Here is a 21,287-nt window from a genome sequence, read left to right as displayed (position 1 = left end):
CATTATTCGCTTAAATCTTCCAAAGACTTTATCAACGCACCCAGCCGCTTCAATCCTGCATCGATAGCCGCTGTAAAAGGTGATCCGAAGCTGATTCTGATATAGTTGGTGAAACGGGCGTCGGTGCTGAAAATCTGGCCCGGGGCTATGCTTACGTTTTGCAGGATTGCGGCCTCAAATAGCTTGAATGCATTGATTTTTGGGTCCAGTTCAATCCAAAAAACATAACCGCCCTGCGGACGGCTGACTTGTGTTTCCGGGGGGAAATGTTCCGTGATGGCTTGCATGTAGCGCAGGCTTTGGGTGTGAAGCGCTTTTCTCAGATTCCGCATATGGAGGTCATAGCGGCCCGTTTCAAAGAAATTTCCAATCGCTGCGTGCGTGGGCGTTGCCGACGAGACGGTTTGCGTGATTTTATTACTAATTACTTTATCCCAAAATTTGCCGGGAATGCACCAGCCGACGCGATAGCCCGGCGCCAGGGTTTTAGAAATCGATGAACACAGCATTACCAGCCCATTTTTGTCAAAACTTTTGCACGTTTTAGGCCGACTTTTACCAAAATACATTTCACCATAAATGTCGTCTTCGATCAAGGGAATTTCCCGGACGGCGAGCATTTCAACCAGTTGCTTTTTGCGGTAATCGGGCATTAATGCGCCCGTGGGATTTGAAAAATTGGGTACAAAGAGACAGGCCTTGATCCGGACTGTTTCCAATGCTTTTTCCAGAAAATCAATGTCAGGGCCGTCCTGAGGGTCACTTGGTACTTCGAAAATCTTTAAGCCAAGCATCTTGATCACATTAAAAATCCCGAAATAGACAGGGCTTTCAATAGCAATCGTATCGCCAGGTTCTGTCACCGCTTTCAGGCAAAAAGCCACGGCTTCCATGCAGCCATGCGTTGTAATGATGTCGTCGGCAGTAACATTGCCGCCCCAATTGAATGCATAACGGGCGATTTGCTTTCTTAAATTCAGATTTCCGGGGATCTCCTCATATTGCGTGCAGCTTTCGGGGCTTTGCCGGATTGCTTCCATAAGTGCCTTGTTGAGCTTCGCGACCGGGATCAATTCCACCGGGGGCACGGCGACGGACAGCCTTACCATGCCTTCCCGGGACAATGTTCTGTAAACCTGCCTGATCATTTCGTCCACATCTATCGTTGCAGCCTGAGCCGAAACGAGCGGAAATGATTGCTTTTTGAGGCGCTGTGCTGGTTTGTAACGCACAAAGTATCCTGATTTTGGCCGCGCTTCCACATATCCCTTGCTCTCTAATGCCACATAGGCCTTGTAAGCTGTGCTCAGGCTAATGCCTTGTTCCTTGCTTACCGCGCGGAGTGAAATGAGCTTATCGCCGGCTTTTAATGTGTTGTTTTCGATCTGATGTTCAAGCCGCTCAGCAATCTGGTTGTATAGGAAGTCATCTTTTTCCTCGGATGAATTTGTTTGCACGGGCCATATTTGTTTTCAACTGTTATGCTCAAAAATACCAAAACTGAATCTGTTTTTTAATGTTTTGAACAGACAATTTTGCATCGCAGTTTGATTGACGTGCAGTGAGGACGCCCGGCCGCAGGGATTTCTGAAATGTATCGGTAAATTAGACTGCACCTTACGTTTGTTAGCCATGGAAAAAGAAATTATTACCCTGCTTTTTGAAAGAGATCTTAAAAAGCTCCGCGAAGAAATAGAAAAGTATCCCACCGAGGATTCTCTTTGGGTGCAGTTGCCGGGCACCATTAATACGGGCGGGAACCTTTGCCAGCATTTGATTGGTAACCTGAGCACTTATGTAGGCCTCACATTGGGAAATGTTCCTTATGTTCGGAACCGCGATGCGGAATTTGCCAGACGGCTTTTTACCAAAACGGAGTTGATTGGAGAGCTGGACAAGTTACTGCCAGTTGTTGTAAAATCTGTAAGCGACCTCTCTGATACGCAGCTGGCAAGCGGGTATCCCCGCAATGTGCTCGATATGTTCGAGAATCAGACAACAGCATTGGTTTTAATTCATTTACTGACCCATTTATCTTACCACTTAGGCCAGATCAATTACCATAGACGTTGGATTACGGCCGTAAATCCTGAATAAAAGCATGGAAATTACAACGATTGCTGCCCGGTCCTTCGCAGAAGAATGGATCGGCGCCTGGAATAGCCATGACCTGGCTTCCGTTATGCAACATTATGCAGCTGACATCGAATTCTATTCTCCTTTCATTAAACGGCTGGGGATGAACGATGAGGGCTTTATCCATGGTCGTGATGTGCTCGAAACGTATTTTGCGAAAGCGCTTGCGGTATATCCGGATCTTCATTTTGAAATGCATGAAACGCTGACGGGAGCGAACTCTGTGGTGCTATATTATACGAGCGTCAATAATAAGAAGGCAGCGGAACTGATGCAGTTTGATGCATTTGGGAAAATTAATCTGGTTAAGGCACATTACAACGATTAAAATGAGCATTCAATTACAAGATGATCTGGCGCATATAGACCGGATATTGGAAGAGGTAAAAAACAGGAGTCTGGATTTTCTGTCGCAACTGAACGAGTTGCCGACCTATGCGGCGGATCAGCAAACCGACCCTGATGCATTGGCAGCGAACGGGTTAGGGACTCAGGGGAGTTTAGCGTTGTTTCAAAGAAAATACCGGAAACTAATGGTTGCCAGTCCGGGACCGCGGTATTGGGGTTTTGTGACGGGTGGCGCGACGCCGGCTTCCATTGCGGGCGACTGGCTTACAACCGTTTTTGACCAAAATACGCAGGGCACAAAGGGAGCGGGCGATATTTCGGCGATTGTTGAAAAAGAAACGATCCGCCTGCTCTCCCAATTGCTGGACCTGCCTGAGGAATTCAACGGGGGATTTGTGACCGGCGCGACTATGTCCAACTTTACCGGATTGGCAGTGGGCAGGCAATGGGCTGGAAAGAAGTTGGGCATTGATATATCCAGAACAGGAATGTCTTCGGAGATTATCGTGATGGCAGCGACGCCGCATTCTTCGGTGATCAAATCGCTCTCCATGCTAGGATTTGGCAGTGGTAATTTGTTTAAGATCAATGCGTTGCCGGGAAGAGAGGCTATGGACATTGCGGACCTGGAAGCAAAACTGATGGCCAGTAACGACAAACCGGTCATCGTCAATTGCAGCGCGGGAACGGTTAATACGGTTGATTTTGATGACATTGCTGCGATCGTCGCATTGAAAAAGAAGTACGACTTCTGGCTGCATATCGATGCTGCCTTTGGCGGCTTTGCAGCTTGCTCGCCAGCACACAGCCATCTGCTGGCAGGGTGGGAGCAGGCAGACAGCATTACCATTGACTGCCACAAATGGATGAATGTGCCCTACGACAGCGCAGTGATTTTTGTAAGGAAGCAGCATGATCGCTTACAGGTGGAGACATTCCAAAACACGAATGCGCCATATCTGGGGGACCCTTCCGAAAACTTTTCTTATTTGAATTTCCTGCCGGAAAACTCGCGCAGGTTCCGGGCCTTACCGGCTTGGTTCGGCTTGGTTGCCTACGGGAAATCAGGTTATCAGTGGATTATTGAAAACAGCATTGCGCGCGCAAACGAGCTGGGTCAATACATTACAGGCAGCGGGACTTTTGAACTTGCGGCACCGGTCCGGCTTAATGTGGTCATTTTCAGGCTGCGGGATGCAGACAGGACAACGGCGTTTCTTGATCGGTTGAACAAAAGCGGAAATGTTTTCATGACGCCGACCACATTGGACGGGAAAAGTTGCGTGCGCGCTGCATTCGTAAATTATCGCACCAGCGCTAATGACATTGTTATTGCAACCAGGGAGATGGAAGCGGCGTACGACTTTGTGCTGAATCGGTGATAAGCAATGGGAACTATTACAACATGGATCAGGGTTTGACTTTTATCAGGAAATTTTTGGATTAAAATATTTCCTGCATGACCATAAACCCTTCTACTTGTGAAAAAACTTTACACCCTCGTTGGGGCTTTACTGCCTTTATGTGCCAACGGACAATGTCCTGTTGATCTTGAACTGACTACACAAGCCCAGGTTTCCGCCTTCCAGGCAACTTATACAGACTGCACAAGTCTCCCAGGAAACCTTACCATAACCGGGGATGACATTACTGACCTGAGTAACCTTGTGACGCTCACCAATGTGGGTGGAAACCTGTTAGTCAACGGGCAATCCGCTGTTGCAAAATCTTACCGGACTGGACAATATACTTGCCGTGGCAGGCGATCTGGAAGTCACCGAAAATGATGGCCTTCTTAACTTGGAGGCATTATCCAACGTCGCAGAAGTTAACGGAAGCCTTATCATTGGTGATAACGACTTGCTGACCAGTCTTGCCGGGCTCAGCAGCATTCATGCCGTAGGGCTCGATCTTGTGATTGGGGCTAATGATCTGCTCACCACATTTTCACCGCTTGTTATCAACAGCGTTGGACGGGATCTGCGGCTTGGTTTTAATGAGTCGCTGGTAAGTCTTGCAGGGCTGGAAAATATAACGGTCGTGCCTGGTTACGTGGAAATCACTGGGAATATCACGCTGGTGAATTTGACTGGATTGAATGGCCTTACAACGATCGGAGAAGATCTTTATATTGATTTCAATAATAATCTGGTCAATCTTGTGGGACTGGAAAATCTTGTGACTATCGAATCAGACCTCTTTATGGAGGAAAATGGTAGCCTGGTTAGCCTCACAGGTTTGGAGGGATTGACAACTGTCAGGGATGATGTTGAAATTAATTACCATGATGCCCTGCTTAATTTGTCGGGTTTTAGCGGGCTTACTTCAATTGGCGGCGCGCTGTTACTTCAAAATAATTTTGGCCTCGAAACATTGGACGGTCTCGAAGGTGTGACGTCATTTGGGGAGGAAGTCCTGCTTTCTTTTAATCCGTATCTGGAAAACGTCGATGGACTTTCAGGAGTAAAGTCGATTGGCCCGTTGGGATTTGTGTCGCTGCTCAACTTCTCATTATCGGACATTACGGGACTTTCAGCACTGGAATCGATTGACGGAGATCTGATCTTCGTAGGGAATGCAAGCCTTATCAACCTCGCTGGTTTAGAAAACCTGGCATCCATTGGCGATTCTAGTTCTCTGGTGGTCGCTTCAAATCCGCAGTTGGAGGACATGAGTGCGCTTTCGGGCCTTATAACGGTGGGCAATCTCCTAGTGGACAACAATGAGGTTTTGACGAGCCTTGCCGGATTGAATAATATCGTGACGGTCACCGATTCCTTATCGGTGTCGGCCAACGCACTGCTCGAAAATCTGGACGACCTTGAAAACCTGAAAACGATTGGCGGCAGTGTGTCGGTATACCAAAATCAACTATTAACCTCCCTTTCCGGTTTGGGTAAACTCCAATCCATTGGCGGGGCTTATCTGTTGATCTCAGAAAACCCGGAGCTCGAAATGTGCGCTATTCCGCCGGTTTGTAGATATCTGTCCACCGAAACGCCTGAATTGCTTGACATATCAGCCAACAAACCCGGATGTAACTCAGAAACCGAAGTTTTAGATGCCTGCGCTGCGCTTCCCGTCGCGCTGATCGGGTTCGAAGTCAAAAAAGAGCATCATGCTGCATTGCTTTCGTGGTCCACAAGTATGGAGACCAACAGCGACTATTTTGTTGTTCAACATAGCTCCGAGGGTAAAAACTGGAAAACGATCGGGACATTGAAGGCAAAAGGCGAAAGTGTTGTGGTGCAGCCTTACACATTCAGCCACAGCGCTCCTGTGGAAGGTAGCAACTTTTACCGCTTGAAAATGATAGATCATGACGGTTCTTACGCATATAGCCAGATTCGCGGCCTGAATTTTGCCAGTCTGCCGGAGATCGCTTCCATTTACCCCAACCCTGTATTCGAAAAATTATCCGTTCAGGTTGCAGGTGGAACTGCTATTGAAAAAGTGGAGATCTTCAATGCGCTTGGGAAAGTCTTATATGCAACTGATTTTGGACAAAACAAAAAAACGAAATCCGAGTTACAGATAGGGCATCTGCCCACCGGCCTTTACCAGGTAACGCTAACCGACAGCAACGGAAAAAAAGAAACAAAAAAGATCATCAAAAACTAGCGCTGGTTTGAAAGCCGGGCATAGGTGCGAAATCAGGATGACTCAGGCCACGGTTAATAAACTGCTAGTTTCCGCACGAGGCTCCGCCCGTTCACAGTGACTTTCAACAGATAAATTCCCGCAGCCACATTATCGGGCAAAAATGGCACTGCCGCTTCCGTCAGTGTCATTTTCTTGCCCTCCAAAACCCGCCCGGACACATCCATCAATGTCATTTCCACTTTCAGGGTCGCCTTTTCCACAAGCCTGATCTGCATTTGACGTGCTGACGAAGGGTTAGGGATTACTTCAATATCAAATGCCTGCGTGTCTGGATCGGCAGCCAGGATAATTTCCTGCAACCGGATCGAAGTGATAGCCGAATAGCGAATGCGTCCATCCAGCGCCACCATTTTAAGCCGGTAATATATGGGTTGATTAAAATCCAGTTTCGGACTTTGTTCGTCTTTAAAACTGTAATTTTTGTTTACGCCCGAATTTGGTCCGCCGGCAACACGGCCGATTTCAGCCCATTTCAAATCATCCTGCGCACGCTCGATCAGAAAATGGGAGAATGCGTTTTCGAATTCGGTGGTCCAGCTGAGGGTAACCACATTAGCGGGATCGGCAGCGCGTGAAAAAGCATTGAGCTTAACCGGTTCCGGCAAAGTTACTTTTACGTGAAAAACGTCATTGATACAGTTCTGTGAATCCTTTACATGAAAGTCAGCCGTTTTGTCGGGAGAAACGGTGATGGAGGAGGTTTTGGCGCCCGTATTCCACACATGCTCACCGATAAAGGAAGATTTTAATTCAATGCTTTCCCCTGCATTGATCTCGACGGTTGTTTCCTTACTCACGTCTTTTTCTAGCGTAAACTGGTCATATACGACCCCGTCGAGCCCGATCCATTTCGCGTCGAGCCGGTTACTTTCCACTTCCAGCACCATGCCGCCCGAACGTTCCGCATTCGAGTAATACATTGCCTTATGCGGGAAACCAGCCGCTTTTGAGCCAAGCTGACCTGCCGAGCCCGACACCACATACACCGTCCCTTTATTGGAATCCGACTTTTTGAAGTACGGACAAGATTGCGGCGAGCCATCATATCTTCCCGAGGAAGTGCTAAGATTATGCTTTCCCGGATCAAATGTGTCGGCCTTGTCGTAATGTCCCTGGATGAGGCGTGAGCGCTCGTACACGTGGCTATGTCCGCAGAGGATAAGGTCCACGCCGTTTCTTTCCAGGATGCGGATGAAGTTTTCGCGGATTTTGATCAGGTCATTTTCTGTCTCCGAATTGCGCGAACCCTGTGAGTAGGGCGGATGGTGCCAGTAAGCCACGATCCAGTCCTTGTTTTGGTTTGCCGCCAGATCTTTTTTAATCCACTGAACCTGTCTGCCAAGCGTATCGTACAACCGCGTTGCCTGATCTTCCTTACCATAAGAATCCAGCGAAAGAAAGTGCACATTTCCGTAATCGTAGGAGTAAAAGGCTTGGGATTCAGAGGCTACGCCACCGGCTTCACCTTGGGTAGGCATTATAAAAATGTTGTAATAGGGAACATTGTGGTCGGTTTGGCGGTCAAAATTATCATTGTTGTAATCGTGATTTCCCGGCGCAGGGAATACGGGATTTTTTCTTAGAAACGCCTGTTTGTAATGATTAAAAAAATTGGACTGGTATTCGGCGTCCGTTCCGAAAGCGTAGGCATTGTCGCCCAGCAGCAATAACGCATTCATGTAGTTCTCTCCCAGATATTTCGAAATGGCGTCGCGTACCATTCCCTGGGTTGCTGAGTTAGTCCCGCAATCACCCAGAACCCCGAACCTGTATTTTCCTTGCGTCCCCGGTTTGGGTGACGTTTGAAAATAATTTTCCTGATCTCCTTCCAGCACTTCGCTGGCGTAGCCAATTGCATAGTAATAGCGCGTCGCCGGAGCAAGCTCCGAAAGTTGGACCGCGTGCTCGGTTTGCTTTGCTGATAGCTCCACACTCATGGTCAGTGCCGACGGCGTAAGACCATAGCGGACCAGGCTTGTAGTGGCCACATCGGTTCGCCAGCGCACAACCATGCTCGTGGACGTTGCCGATTGCAGGTAAGGCCCGCGCAGCAGCGTTATTTGTGCTTCCGCGGCATTCATGATAAAAAGCAGTAGAGGCAGAAAGTAGATTTTTCTTCATATTTTATCGGTTAGGGCATGTAAAAATGCGATAATGTCTTTCTTTTCCTGATCTGTCAGATTGAGTGGGAGCGGCGAAAGCGTTTGCCGGGGCAAGTCCAGCCCTAATCCTGCGCCTCCGCCTTTATCATAAAAATCAATTACTTTTTCAAGGGAGGAAAATGCGCCATTGTGCATGTACGGGCCGGTTACTGCTGCATTTCTTACAGTCGGCGTTTTGAATGCTGCTTCGTAATAAGGCGTTGCGCGCACATCCATGCGTCCATTGTCCGGGTCTTTTTTAGGATTTAAAAGATCATCCGTCGCGGTCGTGCCGATGACCTCAAACTCTGTTAAAGCATAGAATGGAGGAATCAGGCCATTGAAAAGCGGAGCGAAATGACAAGTCCCGCATTGGGCTTTGCCCATAAAAAGGTTGAAGCCGCTGACTTGGACATCGCTCATTGCTTTTGGGTCTCCTGCCAGATAGCGGTCAAAATCTGAATTATACGGGTTTTAATGTTCTCATAAAAGCGGCCAGTGCGGAATAGATCTGCTGCTCAGCTGGTTTGCTTTTGTCTTTCTTAGGGAAAGCTTTTTTGAACAAATGCTTGTATTCCTTGTCTTTGAGCAAATTTTGCATGCTCTGTATGGGAATTGCATTCATTTCCAATGAATCGCGCATGACAGTTTCAATTTGCTCTTCCAGTGTTTTTGCCCGCCCATCCCAGAATTGATTTTGCTGCGCCGCCACATAAAACAGCGAGGGGGCATTGCGCCGGACACTGGTGTGCGGATTAAGGCCCATGCTCCTGGGGAGACCATCGGTAAAATAGTTGGCTGGATTGTGGCAGGAAGCACAGCTTCTGGAACCATTGCCTGACAACCGCGTTTCAAAAAACAGCTTTTTCCCCAGTGTAACCCGCTTGGCAGTGAGTTCCTTATTATTCGTTGAATCCACGGGTTGCACTGCACCGGGACTGAACATATGCGCTGCATCATAACGCAACAGGCCTGGCGGCACCGAATCCAGCTTCATTTCACGGATCATTACATTCAAATGTTTTTGAAGGGGCAAAGCATAATGGGTGAGAAATTTCAGTCTGTCAAATGAATCAAACTCCGGGTTATTTCTAAGGAACATAATGGAATTCCCCAAATAGTGGAAGACGCTGTCGTGTTTTTTTTCATCGAGATAGGGCTTTAATGTGAGGGCAATCGTCTCCATTGCCACTTCCGATTCCCAGATACCGCTTTTCAGTATCGGGGCGTCAAATCCGGTGATTCCCAATGCGATTATGCGGATGAGTTCGAGTCTCACGGCCGCGAGAATTTGTTTGTCATTGGTTTCAAATTTATACAAAAGCGCATGCAGATCGTTCGCTGCATGGCTCAGTAACCCGGCTTGAACGGCGAGTTCTTTCTTCGATTCAATGGTAATGCTGTCGAACAAGATAGCTTCCATATACTGCATGCCGGCTGGCTCCATGTATTCCAGATGCGGCTCCTCGATCTCGTTTTTAGGAGGACGGTTGTAGATCCGGGACGAAGTAAAGAAAAAGTGTTCGAGGAAATATTCGATGCGTTTGTAGGCTAACCGGCTATATATCAGCTTTGTTTTTGCAATGTTGATGCTTTCCGGCTGGTTCGGATGCAAATTGTGGATTGCTGCTGAAAGATCTTCCAGACTCAGGGCATAGGATTTCGCATCCGCCTCAAAGCGTTCTATGCTAAGTTCCACACCCACCGATCCCGGCGTTCGTTTCGCGGAATTGGCAAGCATAAGGAGCGAGGCAAAAAGCAGCAGGGTAAAGTTTTTGCTCATCGGCAGAGGGTCTGTTTTACTACCCTAATATTACAGAGAAAAATCAAATTTTCCTGCTTCACAGGCTCTGTTGCGTATAGTGGTTCGCGTGCTAATTTGTGCCCGTGCCGTTTCTGGGCAGAGCGTCTGGCATAGTAATTTATAATACGCCCTGAAAATGATCCGTTTTTTTCCATTATAAGTCAATAGAAAATAAAAGCGGGTTGTACATTCATCAACAATCATATTAACGTAATGATAGATACCCCAATCAGCAACGATTTTTCTACAAATCACTTGCATCGTTTAGATTTGTCAGGAAGCGGCGAGCAAGATTCGCTTCCTAAAAACCTGCTTTGTTTTTCTCACCTCCGGTGGGACTTTGTTTACCAGCGGCCGCAGCATTTGTTAACGCGCTTTTCGGACATCGCGGCGGTTTACTTTCTGGAAGAACCGATCTTTGGGAAAACGGACGTTCCTTATCTCACATTTTCCCAGCGGTTACCCGATCTTTGGGTTTGTGTGCCGCATCTTGCAGATGGACTCACCAAGGATGAAGTCAATGCGCAGCTGCGTGAACTGATCCGGGTGTTTTTTGTAAATAAAAAACTGGATGAGTTTATATTCTGGTATTATACGCCGATGGCGCTGGAATTTTCATCGCACTTGTCACCGGGGCTGACTGTTTATGATTGCATGGACGAATTGTCTGCATTCAAGTTTGCACCGGAGAAATTGAAATCGCTGGAAAAGAACCTGTTGAATAAGGCAGACATTGTTTTCACAGGCGGACATTCACTTTTCGAATCCAAGAAAAATCTGCACCCGAATATTCATCCCTTCCCGAGCAGCATTGACAAGAAACATTTCGGCCAAGCAAGAAAACAAAATTGTGAATCTGCGGATCAGGCCTGTATCAAAGGACCGAAGATTGGTTTTTATGGCGTGATTGACGAGCGTTTTGACATTGAGCTAATCAGGGAAATTGCTACACAGCGCCCGGATTGGAACATTGTGCTGATAGGACCGGTTGTGAAGATCGACCCGAAAACACTTCCACAAGGAAGCAATATCCATTATCTCGGTTCAAAATCATATGCGCAGCTTCCGGCTTATCTTTCAGGTTGGGACGTTGCTATGGTGCCTTTTCTGCTGAACGAATCCACGCGTTTCATCAGTCCCACCAAAACGCCCGAATATCTATGCGCCGGTAAGCCTGTTGTCTCCACAGCCATTCGCGATGTGGTGTATCCTTATGGTAAGAGTAAGTTGGTTTCAATTGGAAAAAATGGCAGTGAGTTTGTTAAGGCAATTGCGTATTGGCTTCAAATGAATGATAAAAAAGATTGGCTGGGCAGTGTTGATAAATTTTTGCTTACCAATTCATGGGACCTGACCTGCGCTGATATGACAGACTATATGTCCTCTGCGTACCGGAACAGGAAAGTGGTGGCGATGCCAAAGCATAAGGTCTCTAAATTGCAAAGCGAACAATGAGCGGGTCGGATAGTCAGGTGGTGACCAACCCGTTTAAAACTTTTTGGATGGGTGGGTTTGAATGCGCGGATCAGCTCAATCTTCACGGTGACCGGGTAGACCTGTTGAATGCGACTGGTCACCTGGAACTCATTGAAGAAGATTACAAGATGTTGAAGCAGTTCAACATTGCCACCGTGCGCGAGGGAATTCGTTGGAGCGAGGTGGAATACGAGCCTTACCAATACGATTTCAGTGCTGTGAAACGCATGATGCTGGCAGGAGCGAAACATGGAGTCCAGCAGATCTGGGACATTTGCCATTTTGGTTATCCATCGGATCTAAACCCTTTGCATCCCCATTTTACCAGGCGTTTCGTGGCGCTATGCAAGGCTTTTGCTTCGTTTTACAATCATTTGTCACTGGATATGCCGTTGATCGTGACGCCGATCAACGAGGTTGGGTTCATTTCCTGGCTGGCAGGCGACGCGGCGGGCACGGCGCCATATTGTAAAAATAATGGCTGGGAAATGAAATATGCGCTTATGCGCGCCTACATTGCGGGCGTGGAAGCCCTCAAAGCGTACGATCCGAGCATCAGGATCCTGACCACGGAACCACTGATCAATGTAGTGCCGGAAACGGATGCAACCGCAGCGGAAATATTGCAGGCAAAAGCCGCGCACGATCTCCAGTATCAGGCAATGGATATGTTGTGCGGCAGGATCTGTCCTGAATTGGGTGGAAAGCCTGAGTATCTGGATATGCTTGGTTTCAATTACTATTATAACAATCAGTGGGTTGCAGAATCGCACTTTTATATGGGATGGAATGATCCTATCCCTGACCCGAGATTACGCAGTTTGTCGGATTTATTGCTGGAAGCGCATATGCGCTATGACGTGCCGGTGGTCTTGAGCGAAACGAGCCATCCGCTGGAGGACAGGCCGCTCTGGATCAATATGGTGGCTGAGGAGAGCTGCAAACTGGTGCGTGAGGGCATTCCGCTGTGGGGAGTTTGCTATTATCCAATGATCGACCGGCCCGACTGGGACGATCTTACGAACTGGCATCATTCGGGGATCTGGGATGCGGATCCTTTGGCACCTGCAAGGAACCGGGTGTTGCATGAGCCATCGGCCGTGGCGTTGCTGCGCGGTCAGGCAAGCTTGCAACAAATCATGTATGCAGCGCAGAACCAGTATGCATATAAAAGGAAAGAACGCATGTCAATGCTGGACTATATTACTAAATTGCCGGGTAAGATTATGTCCGATCTATTTTCACATGCAGACAGCGTTTCCCCGGCTTGATATTGGTCCGCTCTCCGAATACAGGGAGGATGATGTAATGATCAATCGGTTTGAGGATTATTTGAAAGAACATCAGAATTTAATATTTCCACACCGGCATAACTTTTACCATCTGGTGCTGTTTACAAAAGGCGGCGGGTTTCATACCATCGACTTTAACCATTTTAATGTGCACCCGTTCCAGATCTACTTCATGATTCCTGGACAAGTGCATTCGTGGGATTTTGAGGGAGAAATGGCGGGTTATGTAGTGAATTTTTCGGAAGCTTTTTTCCGGTCTTTCCTGCTCAAACAGGATTATCTTGATTCTTTTTCTTTTTTTGACGGGGACAGTTCGAATAACGTGGTTGCCATTGCAGCAGAAATTCAGCCTAACATTGTCGGGCTTTTTGAAGAATTACTGTTACAGGCTGGTAAGGCTAAGTTTCGGGAAGACATTATCCGTGTTTCGTTGCTTCACATATTTCTGTTGCTGGAACAGAGCAACGCACAGGACAAGAAACGAAGTGCCCACATTCAGCAGCATCCATTGATCAGGAATTTTCAAAAACTGATCGAGAAAAATTTTACAACAATCAGGCAGCCGGGTGAATATGCGGAAATGCTCCATGTCACGCCTAATCATCTCAACGCGCTTTGCAAAGAACATCTCAGTTTACAGGCTGGCGCTTTGATACGGAACAGGATCGTGCTGGAAGCGAAGCGGTTGCTGATCAATCTGGATTTCACAGTTTCCGAGATAGCATATAAGTTGAATTTCAATGACAACTCTTACTTTACCCGTTTCTTCAAGAAAGAGACAGGCATGACGCCCGAAGTATTCCGGGCGAAGTCTGCCAATCAGTCGGGTAAATCCTAGCGTTTCACCGCTTCCTGATCCTGTGGTTTGATAAACAATGCAAGCCACGCCCTACGCGCCAGCCGGTAAAAATAGGGGGTTAAAATGATGAGGACCGGAATGATGGACATCAGAAAATAATCCAGATACTCTTCAAAAAAGTTGACGAATATCAGAAAATAGATCACCATAAAGGCGACATAAAATGAATAGCTCATATACAACGCGCCCTGATAGAAACCTGGTTCAGGAACCAGGTTTTCGCCGCAGTGCGGGCAATGCTTGTTCATTTTATCAAAGTTTTTCAGGCTATAGGCACTTTTTGTAATAAAAAAATCACCTTCACCACATCTTGGGCATTTGTTAAAAAGGACGCTATATAATTTACTGGGCTTTGCCATGGCATTGAAGTTTTGAATTAATACAAATTTCGCCAGAAACCAGCTCAGAAAGAAAGACTGAAAGTATGTTTTGTGGCACTGATCAACGATTGCCAGAAAAGCCGTGCTTATTTTTCAGGTAAAACTCATGAAGAAGTCAGCGGAGATTATTGATGTAATGCGACATCTGGCGAACGTCCAGAACGTGATCAATCACAGTGTGCATCATGGCATGATGCGGCATGTATGGCATTTGTGCCGTCTCGGGGTTTTGCACGATTGTGGTGCCGCCTGCTTTTTTTACCAGGGAAAGGCCTTTTGTGCCATCTTCATTGGCGCCCGAAAGAAGCATAGCCACCAATGAAGGCCCGTAAACTTCCGCAGCCGACTCGAAAGTGACGTCAATGCTGGGCCTGCTGAAATTGATCTTCTCTGAATAATCCAACGAAAAGCTTTCGTCTTTCTCAATCAGTAAATGATAATCTGCCGGTGCCAGGTAAATGTGTCCGGGGAGGATCCGATCTTTGTCTTCCACTTCACACGTGGGCAATAATGTTTTCGTTGAAAGCAATTCAGAAAGGGACGAATCGGCGGAGTGGCGGCGATGCAATACCAGGATCATAGCAAAAGGCAAATGATTTTGCAACAGAGGCAGTAAGTTGAAGAGCACCTGGAGACTCCCGGCTGATCCTCCGATTACCATTGCTTTTACTGCATTTGCTACATGATTTTTTTCCATATTTTTTCCCGGTTAAGCTGCTTAAACTTATTTTGTATCACCGAAAATTTAAGTGTTTCCTTAGTTCCCAAAGCCAGGTAACCCAGTGTTCCAAGGCTGGCATCGAAAAGTTTTAAAACGCGGTCCTGCAAATCTTTATCAAAGTAAATGAGGACATTCCTGCACAGGATCAGATCAAATTCATTAAAAGAGCTGTCAGAGACCAGGTTATGTGTTGAGATAATGATTTTCTCAGAGAGTTCCTTTTCAAATTTCGCCTGCCCGTAATGGGCTGTGTAATATTCCGAAAAGTCTTTTAAGCCGCCCGATTCAATGTAGCTTTCTGAATATTGCTTCATCTGCTGCAACGGAAAAATGCCTTTTCGCACCTTTTCCAGGACGCTCGGATTCAGGTCGGTGGCGTATAGCAGTGACTTGCGCAGCAAGCCCGCTTCTTTGAGCAAAATAGCCATGGAATATACTTCCTCGCCCGTGGAGCAGCCTGCATGCCAGATCCGGATAAATGGCTTCGTACCGAGTACAGGCAGGATATCGTCACGCAAAGACTTGTAAAACGAGGGGTCCCGAAACATTTCCGTCACATTCACCGTAATCTCCTCGACAAACCTTTTCAGGTAATTTTCGTCCGTTCTGAGCTTGTAACGAAACTCGGCGAAACTGGGAAACTTGTCAATCGATACAAGCCGGACAATGCGCCTTTTCAGGGACGCTTTGGAATAGCTTGTAAAATCATATCCATAAATATCTACCAGGTCATTTAGCAGCAGCTCAACATCCTCATCCTCAATCATCGTTCTATATGTCTTTTAAAAGCCGCAGTAATTTTTCTACATCGATCGGCTTCGAGATGTATTCATCCGCGCCAGCTCTCAAACATTTTTCACGATCGCCCACCATGGCTTGTGCGGTAACCGCGTACACCGGGGTGTTTTTCCTGCCTTCTATTCTTTTGATCAGAGGAATAGCATCGTAACCATCCATTTCGGGCATCATCATGTCTATCAGGATCGCGTCAACGGGCTCATCCGTTTTTAGCAAATCTAATGCCTCAGGTGCGCCGCTGCACGAAATGCAGTCATAGGATTTCGCTTTCAATGTCGCTTTCAAGGCAAAGATGTTCCGCGCATCATCGTCGATAATCAGCACTTTTTTTTTATTCATGGGAAGGTCGGTTCAGGATTTTTCGTAAAGCCACACACGCAGGAGCGACATCAGCTGGTCAATGTCAACAGGCTTGGTAATGTAGTCGGATGCGCCCGCGTTAATGCATTTTTCACGGTCGCCCGTCATGGCTTTTGCAGTTACGGCGATGACCGGCAGGTTGCGCCATTTGTGGTTTTCCCGGATGCGCCTTGCGGTTTCGTAGCCATCCATCTGGGGCATCATCATATCCAGCAGGACCACGTCCACATCGGGATTTTCTTCCAGCCGCTGCAAGGCTTCTTTGCCGTCCAGAGCGGTTACAACATTCATCTTAAAGTTTTCCAATGACTTCGACAGCGAGAAAATATTCCGCACATCATCATCCGCGATCAACACAGTCTTGCCATTTAATATGTCTGCTAATCCAACTAATTTTTGTCGGTCCGACATTTTTTGCGGCGTTTTCTTGTTTTCTTCCACCACATGAAGGAACAGGGAAACTTCGTCCAACATACGCTGATAGGAGTGGGCCGTTTTGACAATAATTGAGTCTGCATATTGTTTAATGCGCAGTTCTTCTGTCATGGACAGGCTCTTTCCTGTGAATACAATGATCGGGATATGCTCGAAACCGGGTGTCATTTTAGCCATTTCCAGGATGTCATAAGCTTTCTTGTCGGGTATGCCCATATCCAGGATCACGCAGTCCACCTCATTGTTCTGCAAGGTTTCCAAACCTTCGCTTATGTCGCTTTTCAGTTTGGAATTAATATTGAAAGACGACAGGAAGTAAGCGAGCGCCTTTGCATGCATGGAGTTATCTTCCACAATCAGCACCTTTTTACTCCGCCGGCTCACCACGAATTCGATCTTTTTGAAGATCTCTTCCATCTTTTCAAATGCAACCGGCTTATCAATAAAGTCCACTGCGCCTTTGAGCAAACTTTCATTTTTCATACGGTGCGACGACATAATGTGCACCGGAATATGCCGTGTTTCCGGACGGGCCTTCAGCTCGTCCATTACTTCCCAGCCGCTGAGCACGGGAAGCTGAATGTCCAGTAAAATACCCATAGGCACAAATGCCTGCGCAAGTTCCAGTCCTTCATCGCCGCGCACGGCCACGATGCCTTTGTAACCTTGCTTACGGGTGTAATCAAGCAAAGACTTTGCGAACGTTGTATCGTCTTCAATGATCAGAATGGTCTTGTCTGTGCTTTCAATGTTGTCGCGGTCATCGTCGATACTTCTTGGAATAACTGTGCTGATAAATCGTTTGTCAATTCCCTCAGGTTTCGTTTTCAGCGACGCCTCATTGTGGTTTACAAAGTAGTTCTGCTGCTCGCTGCCTGCCGGATTGTACGTCTTTGCAATTGGGATACCGAGGGTGAACACGCTGCCCTCATTCAGCTTGCTGCTTAACGAGATTTCGCCGCCGAGCAACTTCACAAGCTCGCGGCTGATCGACAATCCCAATCCTGTCCCGCCGTATTTGCGCTTGGTGGATCCGTCTGCTTGCTGGAATGCTTCAAATATGTGCTGCTGCTTCTCAGGGGCAACGCCTATGCCCGTATCTGTGACCGCGAAGCTGATCAGATGTTCCGCTTCCGGCTTCCGTTTGATATCAATTTGAACAGACCCCTGCGAAGTGAATTTCAAAGCGTTGGAAATGAGGTTTTTCAAGATCTGTTCCAAACGCATCTTGTCTGTTTCAATCACAAGCGGAACACCGTTTTCAATGTTGATATTGAAATCGAGCCCTTTCTCTTTCGCTACCGGACTGAACAGGCCTCTCAAATCTTCAACAATTTCTTTCACCGACACATTGCCATAATCCAGCTCCATTTTACCGGCCTCAATCTTGGACAAATCGAGGATTTCATCAATCAGGCCGAGTAAACCGTTGCCGGAAGACTGGATCACCGTTGCATATTCTATTTGATCGCTACTCAGGTTCTTCTCATCGTTTTCAGCAAGTAATCTGCTCAGGAGCAGGATTGAGTTTAGCGGTGTCCGCAGCTCATGCGACATATTGGCCAGGAACTCAGACTTATAGCGCGTGGTTAATTCGAGTTCCTCTGCTTTTTTCTGAATTTCAATATTCTTTTCTTCCAGTAAACCGCTCCGTTCTTCAAGTTCCTCATTGGTTTGCTGCAACTCTTCCTGTTGTACGCGAAGCTCTTCTTCGGATGCCTGCAACTTCTGCGACTGCGCTTCCAGCTCGGCATTGAGGTTTTCCAGTTCGTTATGCTGCGTTTGTAATTCCTCGGATTGTGCCTGCGTTTCTTCCAGGAAGTTTTGCAGTTTTAAATAATCCAATGCCGAGTTAATGCCTGTCGCAATGGATTCCAGGTTGTTTTCCAAAAACAGGATATCATTGCGGTCCGGTTTGCTCAAAAAGCCAAGTTCAATGACCCCGATGCACTCATAGGCATAAATGAGCGGCAAAATAGCGAGTGTAACGGGCTTTGTTTCCCCCAGGGTCGATGTCACTTTGAGGTAATTCTCAGGAACGTCGTACACGATCAGGGGCTTTTTACTTTCAATCACCTGCCCTGCAAGTCCCGAGCCTGGCGTAATTGTGTCGGGTGCCTGCTCCGCAGCGTAACTGCTCGCGAGCCTGAAATTCCAATCATTATCCTGGATATAAATGGTGCCGAGTTGCGCCTTGGAATAACGTGTGATGGTGTTGATGAGATTTGTCGCCAGTTTTTTCAATATCCGCTCTCCCCGAATGGCGTCACTGATTTCCACGGCTCCGGTTTGCAGCCAGTTTCTCGTGGTAAGGTCATTGAATGTCTGTTCCAGCGAAGCAGTCATCGTGTTAAGTGCTAATGAAATGCGTCCGAGATCGTCATCGCTTTGATCTTGCGACCTTACCTTATAATCACCATTTGAAACCTGTCTGGTAATCTGCTCTATGCGGTTGATCCTGCGTTCTGTCTCTGTATATTTTTGTTCTTCAAGTAATTGGGCGGCAAGCCGTTTGTCCATATCATTTTTAATGCGCATATAGGCAAAAACCGTGATCAGGATCGAGATTAATGCGGCAACGACGAGCAGGATTGGCGTATAGCGAATGTAGATTTCCTGCTGTTCGAGACGGTCCTGCAAGATTTTGTTTTCCTCGGATTTGATGCGTTCCACCACCAGCCGCAGATCATCCATGACCTTTTTTCCTCTGAGCATTTCCCTGAGCCTGCCGTTCTGGTCGTTGGCGAAGTCCGGATTCCTGCGTGTCTGGTCTATAATGTTCTGCATCTGCCCAAATTTGGCTTCATACAATGCTTTGACTTCACGCAGGTTTTTTTGCTGGATCGGACTGTCCGCCGTTAGTTCGCTGAGATTATTGTGACTGTTTGTAGTTTTCGCGTACGCGTCGGAGTAGGGGTCCAGAAACGTCTGTTCTCCGGTGATCAGAAAACCGCGCTGACCAGTTTCCGCATCTTTTACATAGGAAATAATGCTTTCTGCTTCAATGAGGACCTGGTTGGTATGGTTGACAAGCTGAGAGTTGTTAATTAATTTTTGGGTGCTGTAATAAGATGCCAGCAAGCTGAATATCAGCAATAATATGGAGAAGGAAAAAACAATTTGTAGTTGCTGAATGATAGAGTTAGAGGTTTTTCTCATCGTGCCTTGCTGCTAATTTTCAGTTTTGGTTTCATTTAAAACCTGCTCCTGGACCAGGGGCAGGATAAGAATAAATTGCGCTCCGCGATTTTCCGCGCTCCTGGCCGAAATGATCCCGTTATGCTTGTCCATGATCTTTTTCGCGATCGCCAGTCCGATCCCCGTCCCTTCGTAAGTACCGAGGTTGTTAAGACGCTGGAAGATGACGAATATCCGGTCGAGAAATTTCTCGTCGAAGCCTATGCCATTATCTTCAATCACGATCCTGCAAAAATGGCCGCCCTCATCGACTTCGGCGTCTACAAATTTCTCCGCAATAATGGTTGAGGATATCTTAATAACCGGCGGCGTCCCTTCTTTAGAGAATTTGAGTGCATTGCTGATCAGATTTTGAAAAACCTGCCGGATCTGACTGGGAATGGTGTCAATAATGGGCAATTTATCGAGCTGGATTACTGCTCTTTTGCTCAGGATAATCTCATCGAAATCGGACAAAAGATCTTCCAGAAGCGCGTTCAGGTCGGTAGGCTGGAAATGCGCCTTGACGGAAAGCCTGGAATAATCCAGCAGATCGCTGATCAGGCGCGACATTCGGGCCGAAGAGCTGATGGATCTGTTGAGATAAGAAATGGCCTCAGGATTTTCTTTCAGGTATTTGTCTTTAATTAGATGGCTGAATGTCTGTATTTTGCGCAGAGGTTCTTTCAAATCATGAGAAACAACCCACGCAAATTGCTGTAATTCGTGATTGGTCGTTTCCAGCTCGGAATTCTTATCCAGGAGTTCTTTCGTTCGGAGTTCCACCTTGTGTTCCAGCAGCTCATTGGCCATTTTTTGCTGGTGAATGTCCGTAAATGTTCCTACCCAGCGAATGCTCGAGCCGTTTTGCAGGATCGGGATGATTTTGATCAGAAAATATTTGTATTCCTGCGTATCCAGATGCTTTAATCTTGCCTCACCTGTGAATTCGAGGCCATCCTTAAAATGCGTTTCCCAGGCACGGTAAAGGTCGTCTTCCGGATGAGATTCCGGAAAAACGGTGGCATCCCGGGAAAGCTGAAACCAATGTTCATTCACAAATTCGATTTTTCCGTCAATGCCGATGGTGAAAGCGATCTGGGGAAGGGATTCCAGGATGAAACGCAGTTCCTGCATACGCCCGGCCAGTTCCTCCTGTGCCTTTTTCCTGATTTCAATCTCATATTGCAGGGAATGCTGGATCGATTTGAGTTCCTGCTGCTGCTCAAACAGCTTATTGAATGTTTTGACTTTCAGCAACAAAATATCCGGGTCTACGGGTTTGGTCAGGTAATCAATGCCGCCCGACGAGTAACCCTTGGTAATAAACCGTTTTTCCTTGTTCACCGCAGACAGGAAAATGATCGGCGTGTCTTTTGCTTTGCCGAAGCCAGAAATGGCCTCCGCCACTTCAAACCCGTCCATACCAGGCATCTGAACATCCATTATGATCACAGAATAGCTGTTTTTCAGGATTTTTCTCAACGCCTCTTCACCCGACTCTGCACTATCCGTTTTGAAATTGTGCAGTTCCAGAATCTTTTTTAAAGGAAGTATATTTTCGGGCCTGTCGTCGACAATCAGAATCATAATATGGGTAAAAAATTATCCACGCAATTCTTGTTAGATGTCAGCTGTGAAGTAATATGTACCAATCGAAATTAAACTTATATGTGTATACGCTGCAAGTCAATTAG

18 protein-coding genes are annotated in these 21,287 nt (G+C 47.0%); 8 read left to right on the top strand and 10 right to left on the bottom strand.

Annotated features, from left to right (window positions below; genetic code table 11):
• Nucleotides 1-2 precede the first annotated feature (2 nt).
• A complete protein-coding gene (locus tag MUK70_RS09065; RefSeq protein ID WP_234656472.1) occupies nt 3-1,457 on the bottom strand; it encodes an aminotransferase-like domain-containing protein in 1,455 nt (484 codons plus the stop codon).
• Between the two features lie 175 nt (nt 1,458-1,632).
• Between MUK70_RS09065 and MUK70_RS09060 the strand changes: the two genes are divergently transcribed.
• The 5 genes from MUK70_RS09060 to MUK70_RS09040 all read left to right on the top strand — a co-directional run bounded on the left by MUK70_RS09060 (nt 1,633) and on the right by MUK70_RS09040 (nt 6,105).
• The gene (locus MUK70_RS09060; RefSeq protein WP_234656473.1) at nt 1,633-2,097 is read left to right on the top strand and encodes a DUF1572 family protein; all 465 of its coding nucleotides are present in this window, start codon (nt 1,633-1,635) and stop codon (nt 2,095-2,097) included.
• A 4-nt stretch (nt 2,098-2,101) separates the two neighbouring features.
• Entirely contained in the window at nt 2,102-2,464 is a 363-nt protein-coding gene (locus tag MUK70_RS09055) for a nuclear transport factor 2 family protein (protein ID WP_234656474.1), read from the top strand.
• Nucleotide 2,465: 1 nt separating this feature from the next.
• A complete protein-coding gene (locus MUK70_RS09050) occupies nt 2,466-3,866 on the top strand; it encodes a pyridoxal phosphate-dependent decarboxylase family protein (RefSeq protein ID WP_234656475.1) in 1,401 nt (466 codons plus the stop codon).
• A gap of 99 nt (nt 3,867-3,965) precedes the next feature.
• Complete coding sequence (locus MUK70_RS09045) at nt 3,966-4,271, top strand: hypothetical protein (protein WP_244784772.1); 306 nt, start codon at nt 3,966-3,968, stop codon at nt 4,269-4,271.
• Nucleotides 4,204-6,105 carry a T9SS type A sorting domain-containing protein gene (locus tag MUK70_RS09040; protein ID WP_244784770.1) on the top strand — a complete coding sequence of 634 codons (1,902 nt, stop codon included), beginning with the start codon at nt 4,204-4,206 and terminating at the stop codon, nt 6,103-6,105. Before MUK70_RS09045 ends, MUK70_RS09040 begins: the two co-directional genes overlap by 68 nt.
• 53 nt (nt 6,106-6,158) lie before the next feature.
• Here MUK70_RS09040 and MUK70_RS09035 read toward each other — a convergent pair whose 3' ends face one another.
• The 3 genes from MUK70_RS09035 to MUK70_RS09025 are packed head-to-tail and all read right to left on the bottom strand — an operon-like array spanning nt 6,159 to nt 10,071.
• A complete protein-coding gene (locus MUK70_RS09035; RefSeq protein WP_244784768.1) occupies nt 6,159-8,228 on the bottom strand; it encodes a metallophosphoesterase in 2,070 nt (689 codons plus the stop codon).
• Nucleotides 8,229-8,264: 36 nt separating this feature from the next.
• A complete protein-coding gene (locus MUK70_RS09030; protein ID WP_244784766.1) occupies nt 8,265-8,711 on the bottom strand; it encodes a cytochrome-c peroxidase in 447 nt (148 codons plus the stop codon).
• 40 nt (nt 8,712-8,751) lie between these two features.
• Nucleotides 8,752-10,071: a cytochrome-c peroxidase gene (locus MUK70_RS09025; RefSeq protein ID WP_244784764.1), complete on the bottom strand. Its 1,320-nt coding sequence runs from the start codon at nt 10,069-10,071 to the stop codon at nt 8,752-8,754.
• Nucleotides 10,072-10,305: 234 nt separating this feature from the next.
• On the opposite strand from MUK70_RS09025, the gene MUK70_RS09020 reads away from it, so the two are divergent.
• Genes MUK70_RS09020 through MUK70_RS09010 form a run of 3 tightly spaced genes read left to right on the top strand, consistent with a single transcriptional unit; the run spans nt 10,306 to nt 13,698 of the window.
• Complete coding sequence (locus MUK70_RS09020) at nt 10,306-11,547, top strand: glycosyltransferase family 1 protein (protein ID WP_234656479.1); 1,242 nt, start codon at nt 10,306-10,308, stop codon at nt 11,545-11,547.
• Complete coding sequence (locus MUK70_RS09015) at nt 11,544-12,839, top strand: amine oxidase (RefSeq protein ID WP_234656480.1); 1,296 nt, start codon at nt 11,544-11,546, stop codon at nt 12,837-12,839. Before MUK70_RS09020 ends, MUK70_RS09015 begins: the two co-directional genes overlap by 4 nt.
• Complete coding sequence (locus MUK70_RS09010) at nt 12,814-13,698, top strand: helix-turn-helix domain-containing protein (RefSeq protein WP_234656481.1); 885 nt, start codon at nt 12,814-12,816, stop codon at nt 13,696-13,698. The genes MUK70_RS09015 and MUK70_RS09010 overlap by 26 nt, the downstream gene beginning before the upstream one ends.
• On the opposite strand, the gene MUK70_RS09005 is transcribed toward MUK70_RS09010, so the two are convergent.
• The 6 genes from MUK70_RS09005 to MUK70_RS08980 form a co-directional block, all read right to left on the bottom strand.
• Nucleotides 13,695-14,078 carry a DUF983 domain-containing protein gene (locus tag MUK70_RS09005; protein WP_255713531.1) on the bottom strand — a complete coding sequence of 128 codons (384 nt, stop codon included), beginning with the start codon at nt 14,076-14,078 and terminating at the stop codon, nt 13,695-13,697. The two genes, MUK70_RS09010 and MUK70_RS09005, sit on opposite strands and share 4 nt — an antisense overlap.
• A 136-nt stretch (nt 14,079-14,214) precedes the next feature.
• Entirely contained in the window at nt 14,215-14,796 is a 582-nt protein-coding gene (locus MUK70_RS09000) for a chemotaxis protein CheB (RefSeq protein WP_234656482.1), read from the bottom strand.
• The gene (locus MUK70_RS08995) at nt 14,778-15,587 is read right to left on the bottom strand and encodes a CheR family methyltransferase (RefSeq protein WP_234606724.1); all 810 of its coding nucleotides are present in this window, start codon (nt 15,585-15,587) and stop codon (nt 14,778-14,780) included. Before MUK70_RS08995 ends, MUK70_RS09000 begins: the two co-directional genes overlap by 19 nt.
• A 4-nt stretch (nt 15,588-15,591) precedes the next feature.
• On the bottom strand, nt 15,592-15,957 hold the full coding sequence (locus tag MUK70_RS08990) for a response regulator (RefSeq protein WP_234656483.1): 366 nt from the start codon (nt 15,955-15,957) through the stop codon (nt 15,592-15,594).
• 12 nt (nt 15,958-15,969) lie between these two features.
• Nucleotides 15,970-19,572 carry a response regulator gene (locus MUK70_RS08985; protein WP_234656484.1) on the bottom strand — a complete coding sequence of 1,201 codons (3,603 nt, stop codon included), beginning with the start codon at nt 19,570-19,572 and terminating at the stop codon, nt 15,970-15,972.
• A 12-nt stretch (nt 19,573-19,584) separates the two neighbouring features.
• Nucleotides 19,585-21,180, bottom strand: coding sequence for a hybrid sensor histidine kinase/response regulator (locus MUK70_RS08980; protein ID WP_234656485.1), 1,596 nt, complete (start codon nt 21,178-21,180; stop codon nt 19,585-19,587).
• Nucleotides 21,181-21,287 lie beyond the last annotated feature (107 nt).

The sequence above is a fragment of the Dyadobacter chenwenxiniae genome, assembly GCF_022869785.1.
GTDB lineage: Bacteria > Bacteroidota > Bacteroidia > Cytophagales > Spirosomataceae > Dyadobacter > Dyadobacter chenwenxiniae.
This window is presented reverse-complemented; position numbering and strand designations above follow the sequence as displayed.

Excerpts from the sequence above, each read along its gene's own strand:
- MUK70_RS09060 (WP_234656473.1), top strand. The coding sequence starts at position 1,633 with ATGGAAAAAGAAATTATTACCCTGCTTTTTGAAAGAGATCTTAAAAAG.
- MUK70_RS09055 (WP_234656474.1), top strand. The coding sequence starts at position 2,102 with ATGGAAATTACAACGATTGCTGCCCGGTCCTTCGCAGAAGAATGGATC.
- MUK70_RS09050 (WP_234656475.1), top strand. The coding sequence starts at position 2,466 with ATGAGCATTCAATTACAAGATGATCTGGCGCATATAGACCGGATATTG.
- MUK70_RS09035 (WP_244784768.1), bottom strand. The coding sequence starts at position 8,228 with ATGAATGCCGCGGAAGCACAAATAACGCTGCTGCGCGGGCCTTACCTG.
- MUK70_RS09030 (WP_244784766.1), bottom strand. The coding sequence starts at position 8,711 with ATGAGCGATGTCCAAGTCAGCGGCTTCAACCTTTTTATGGGCAAAGCC.
- MUK70_RS09025 (WP_244784764.1), bottom strand. The coding sequence starts at position 10,071 with ATGAGCAAAAACTTTACCCTGCTGCTTTTTGCCTCGCTCCTTATGCTT.
- MUK70_RS09020 (WP_234656479.1), top strand. The coding sequence starts at position 10,306 with ATGATAGATACCCCAATCAGCAACGATTTTTCTACAAATCACTTGCAT.
- MUK70_RS09015 (WP_234656480.1), top strand. The coding sequence starts at position 11,544 with ATGAGCGGGTCGGATAGTCAGGTGGTGACCAACCCGTTTAAAACTTTT.
- MUK70_RS09010 (WP_234656481.1), top strand. The coding sequence starts at position 12,814 with ATGCAGACAGCGTTTCCCCGGCTTGATATTGGTCCGCTCTCCGAATAC.
- MUK70_RS09005 (WP_255713531.1), bottom strand. The coding sequence starts at position 14,078 with ATGGCAAAGCCCAGTAAATTATATAGCGTCCTTTTTAACAAATGCCCA.
- MUK70_RS09000 (WP_234656482.1), bottom strand. The coding sequence starts at position 14,796 with ATGGAAAAAAATCATGTAGCAAATGCAGTAAAAGCAATGGTAATCGGA.
- MUK70_RS08995 (WP_234606724.1), bottom strand. The coding sequence starts at position 15,587 with ATGATTGAGGATGAGGATGTTGAGCTGCTGCTAAATGACCTGGTAGAT.
- MUK70_RS08990 (WP_234656483.1), bottom strand. The coding sequence starts at position 15,957 with ATGAATAAAAAAAAAGTGCTGATTATCGACGATGATGCGCGGAACATC.
- MUK70_RS08985 (WP_234656484.1), bottom strand. The coding sequence starts at position 19,572 with ATGAGAAAAACCTCTAACTCTATCATTCAGCAACTACAAATTGTTTTT.
- MUK70_RS08980 (WP_234656485.1), bottom strand. The coding sequence starts at position 21,180 with ATGATTCTGATTGTCGACGACAGGCCCGAAAATATACTTCCTTTAAAA.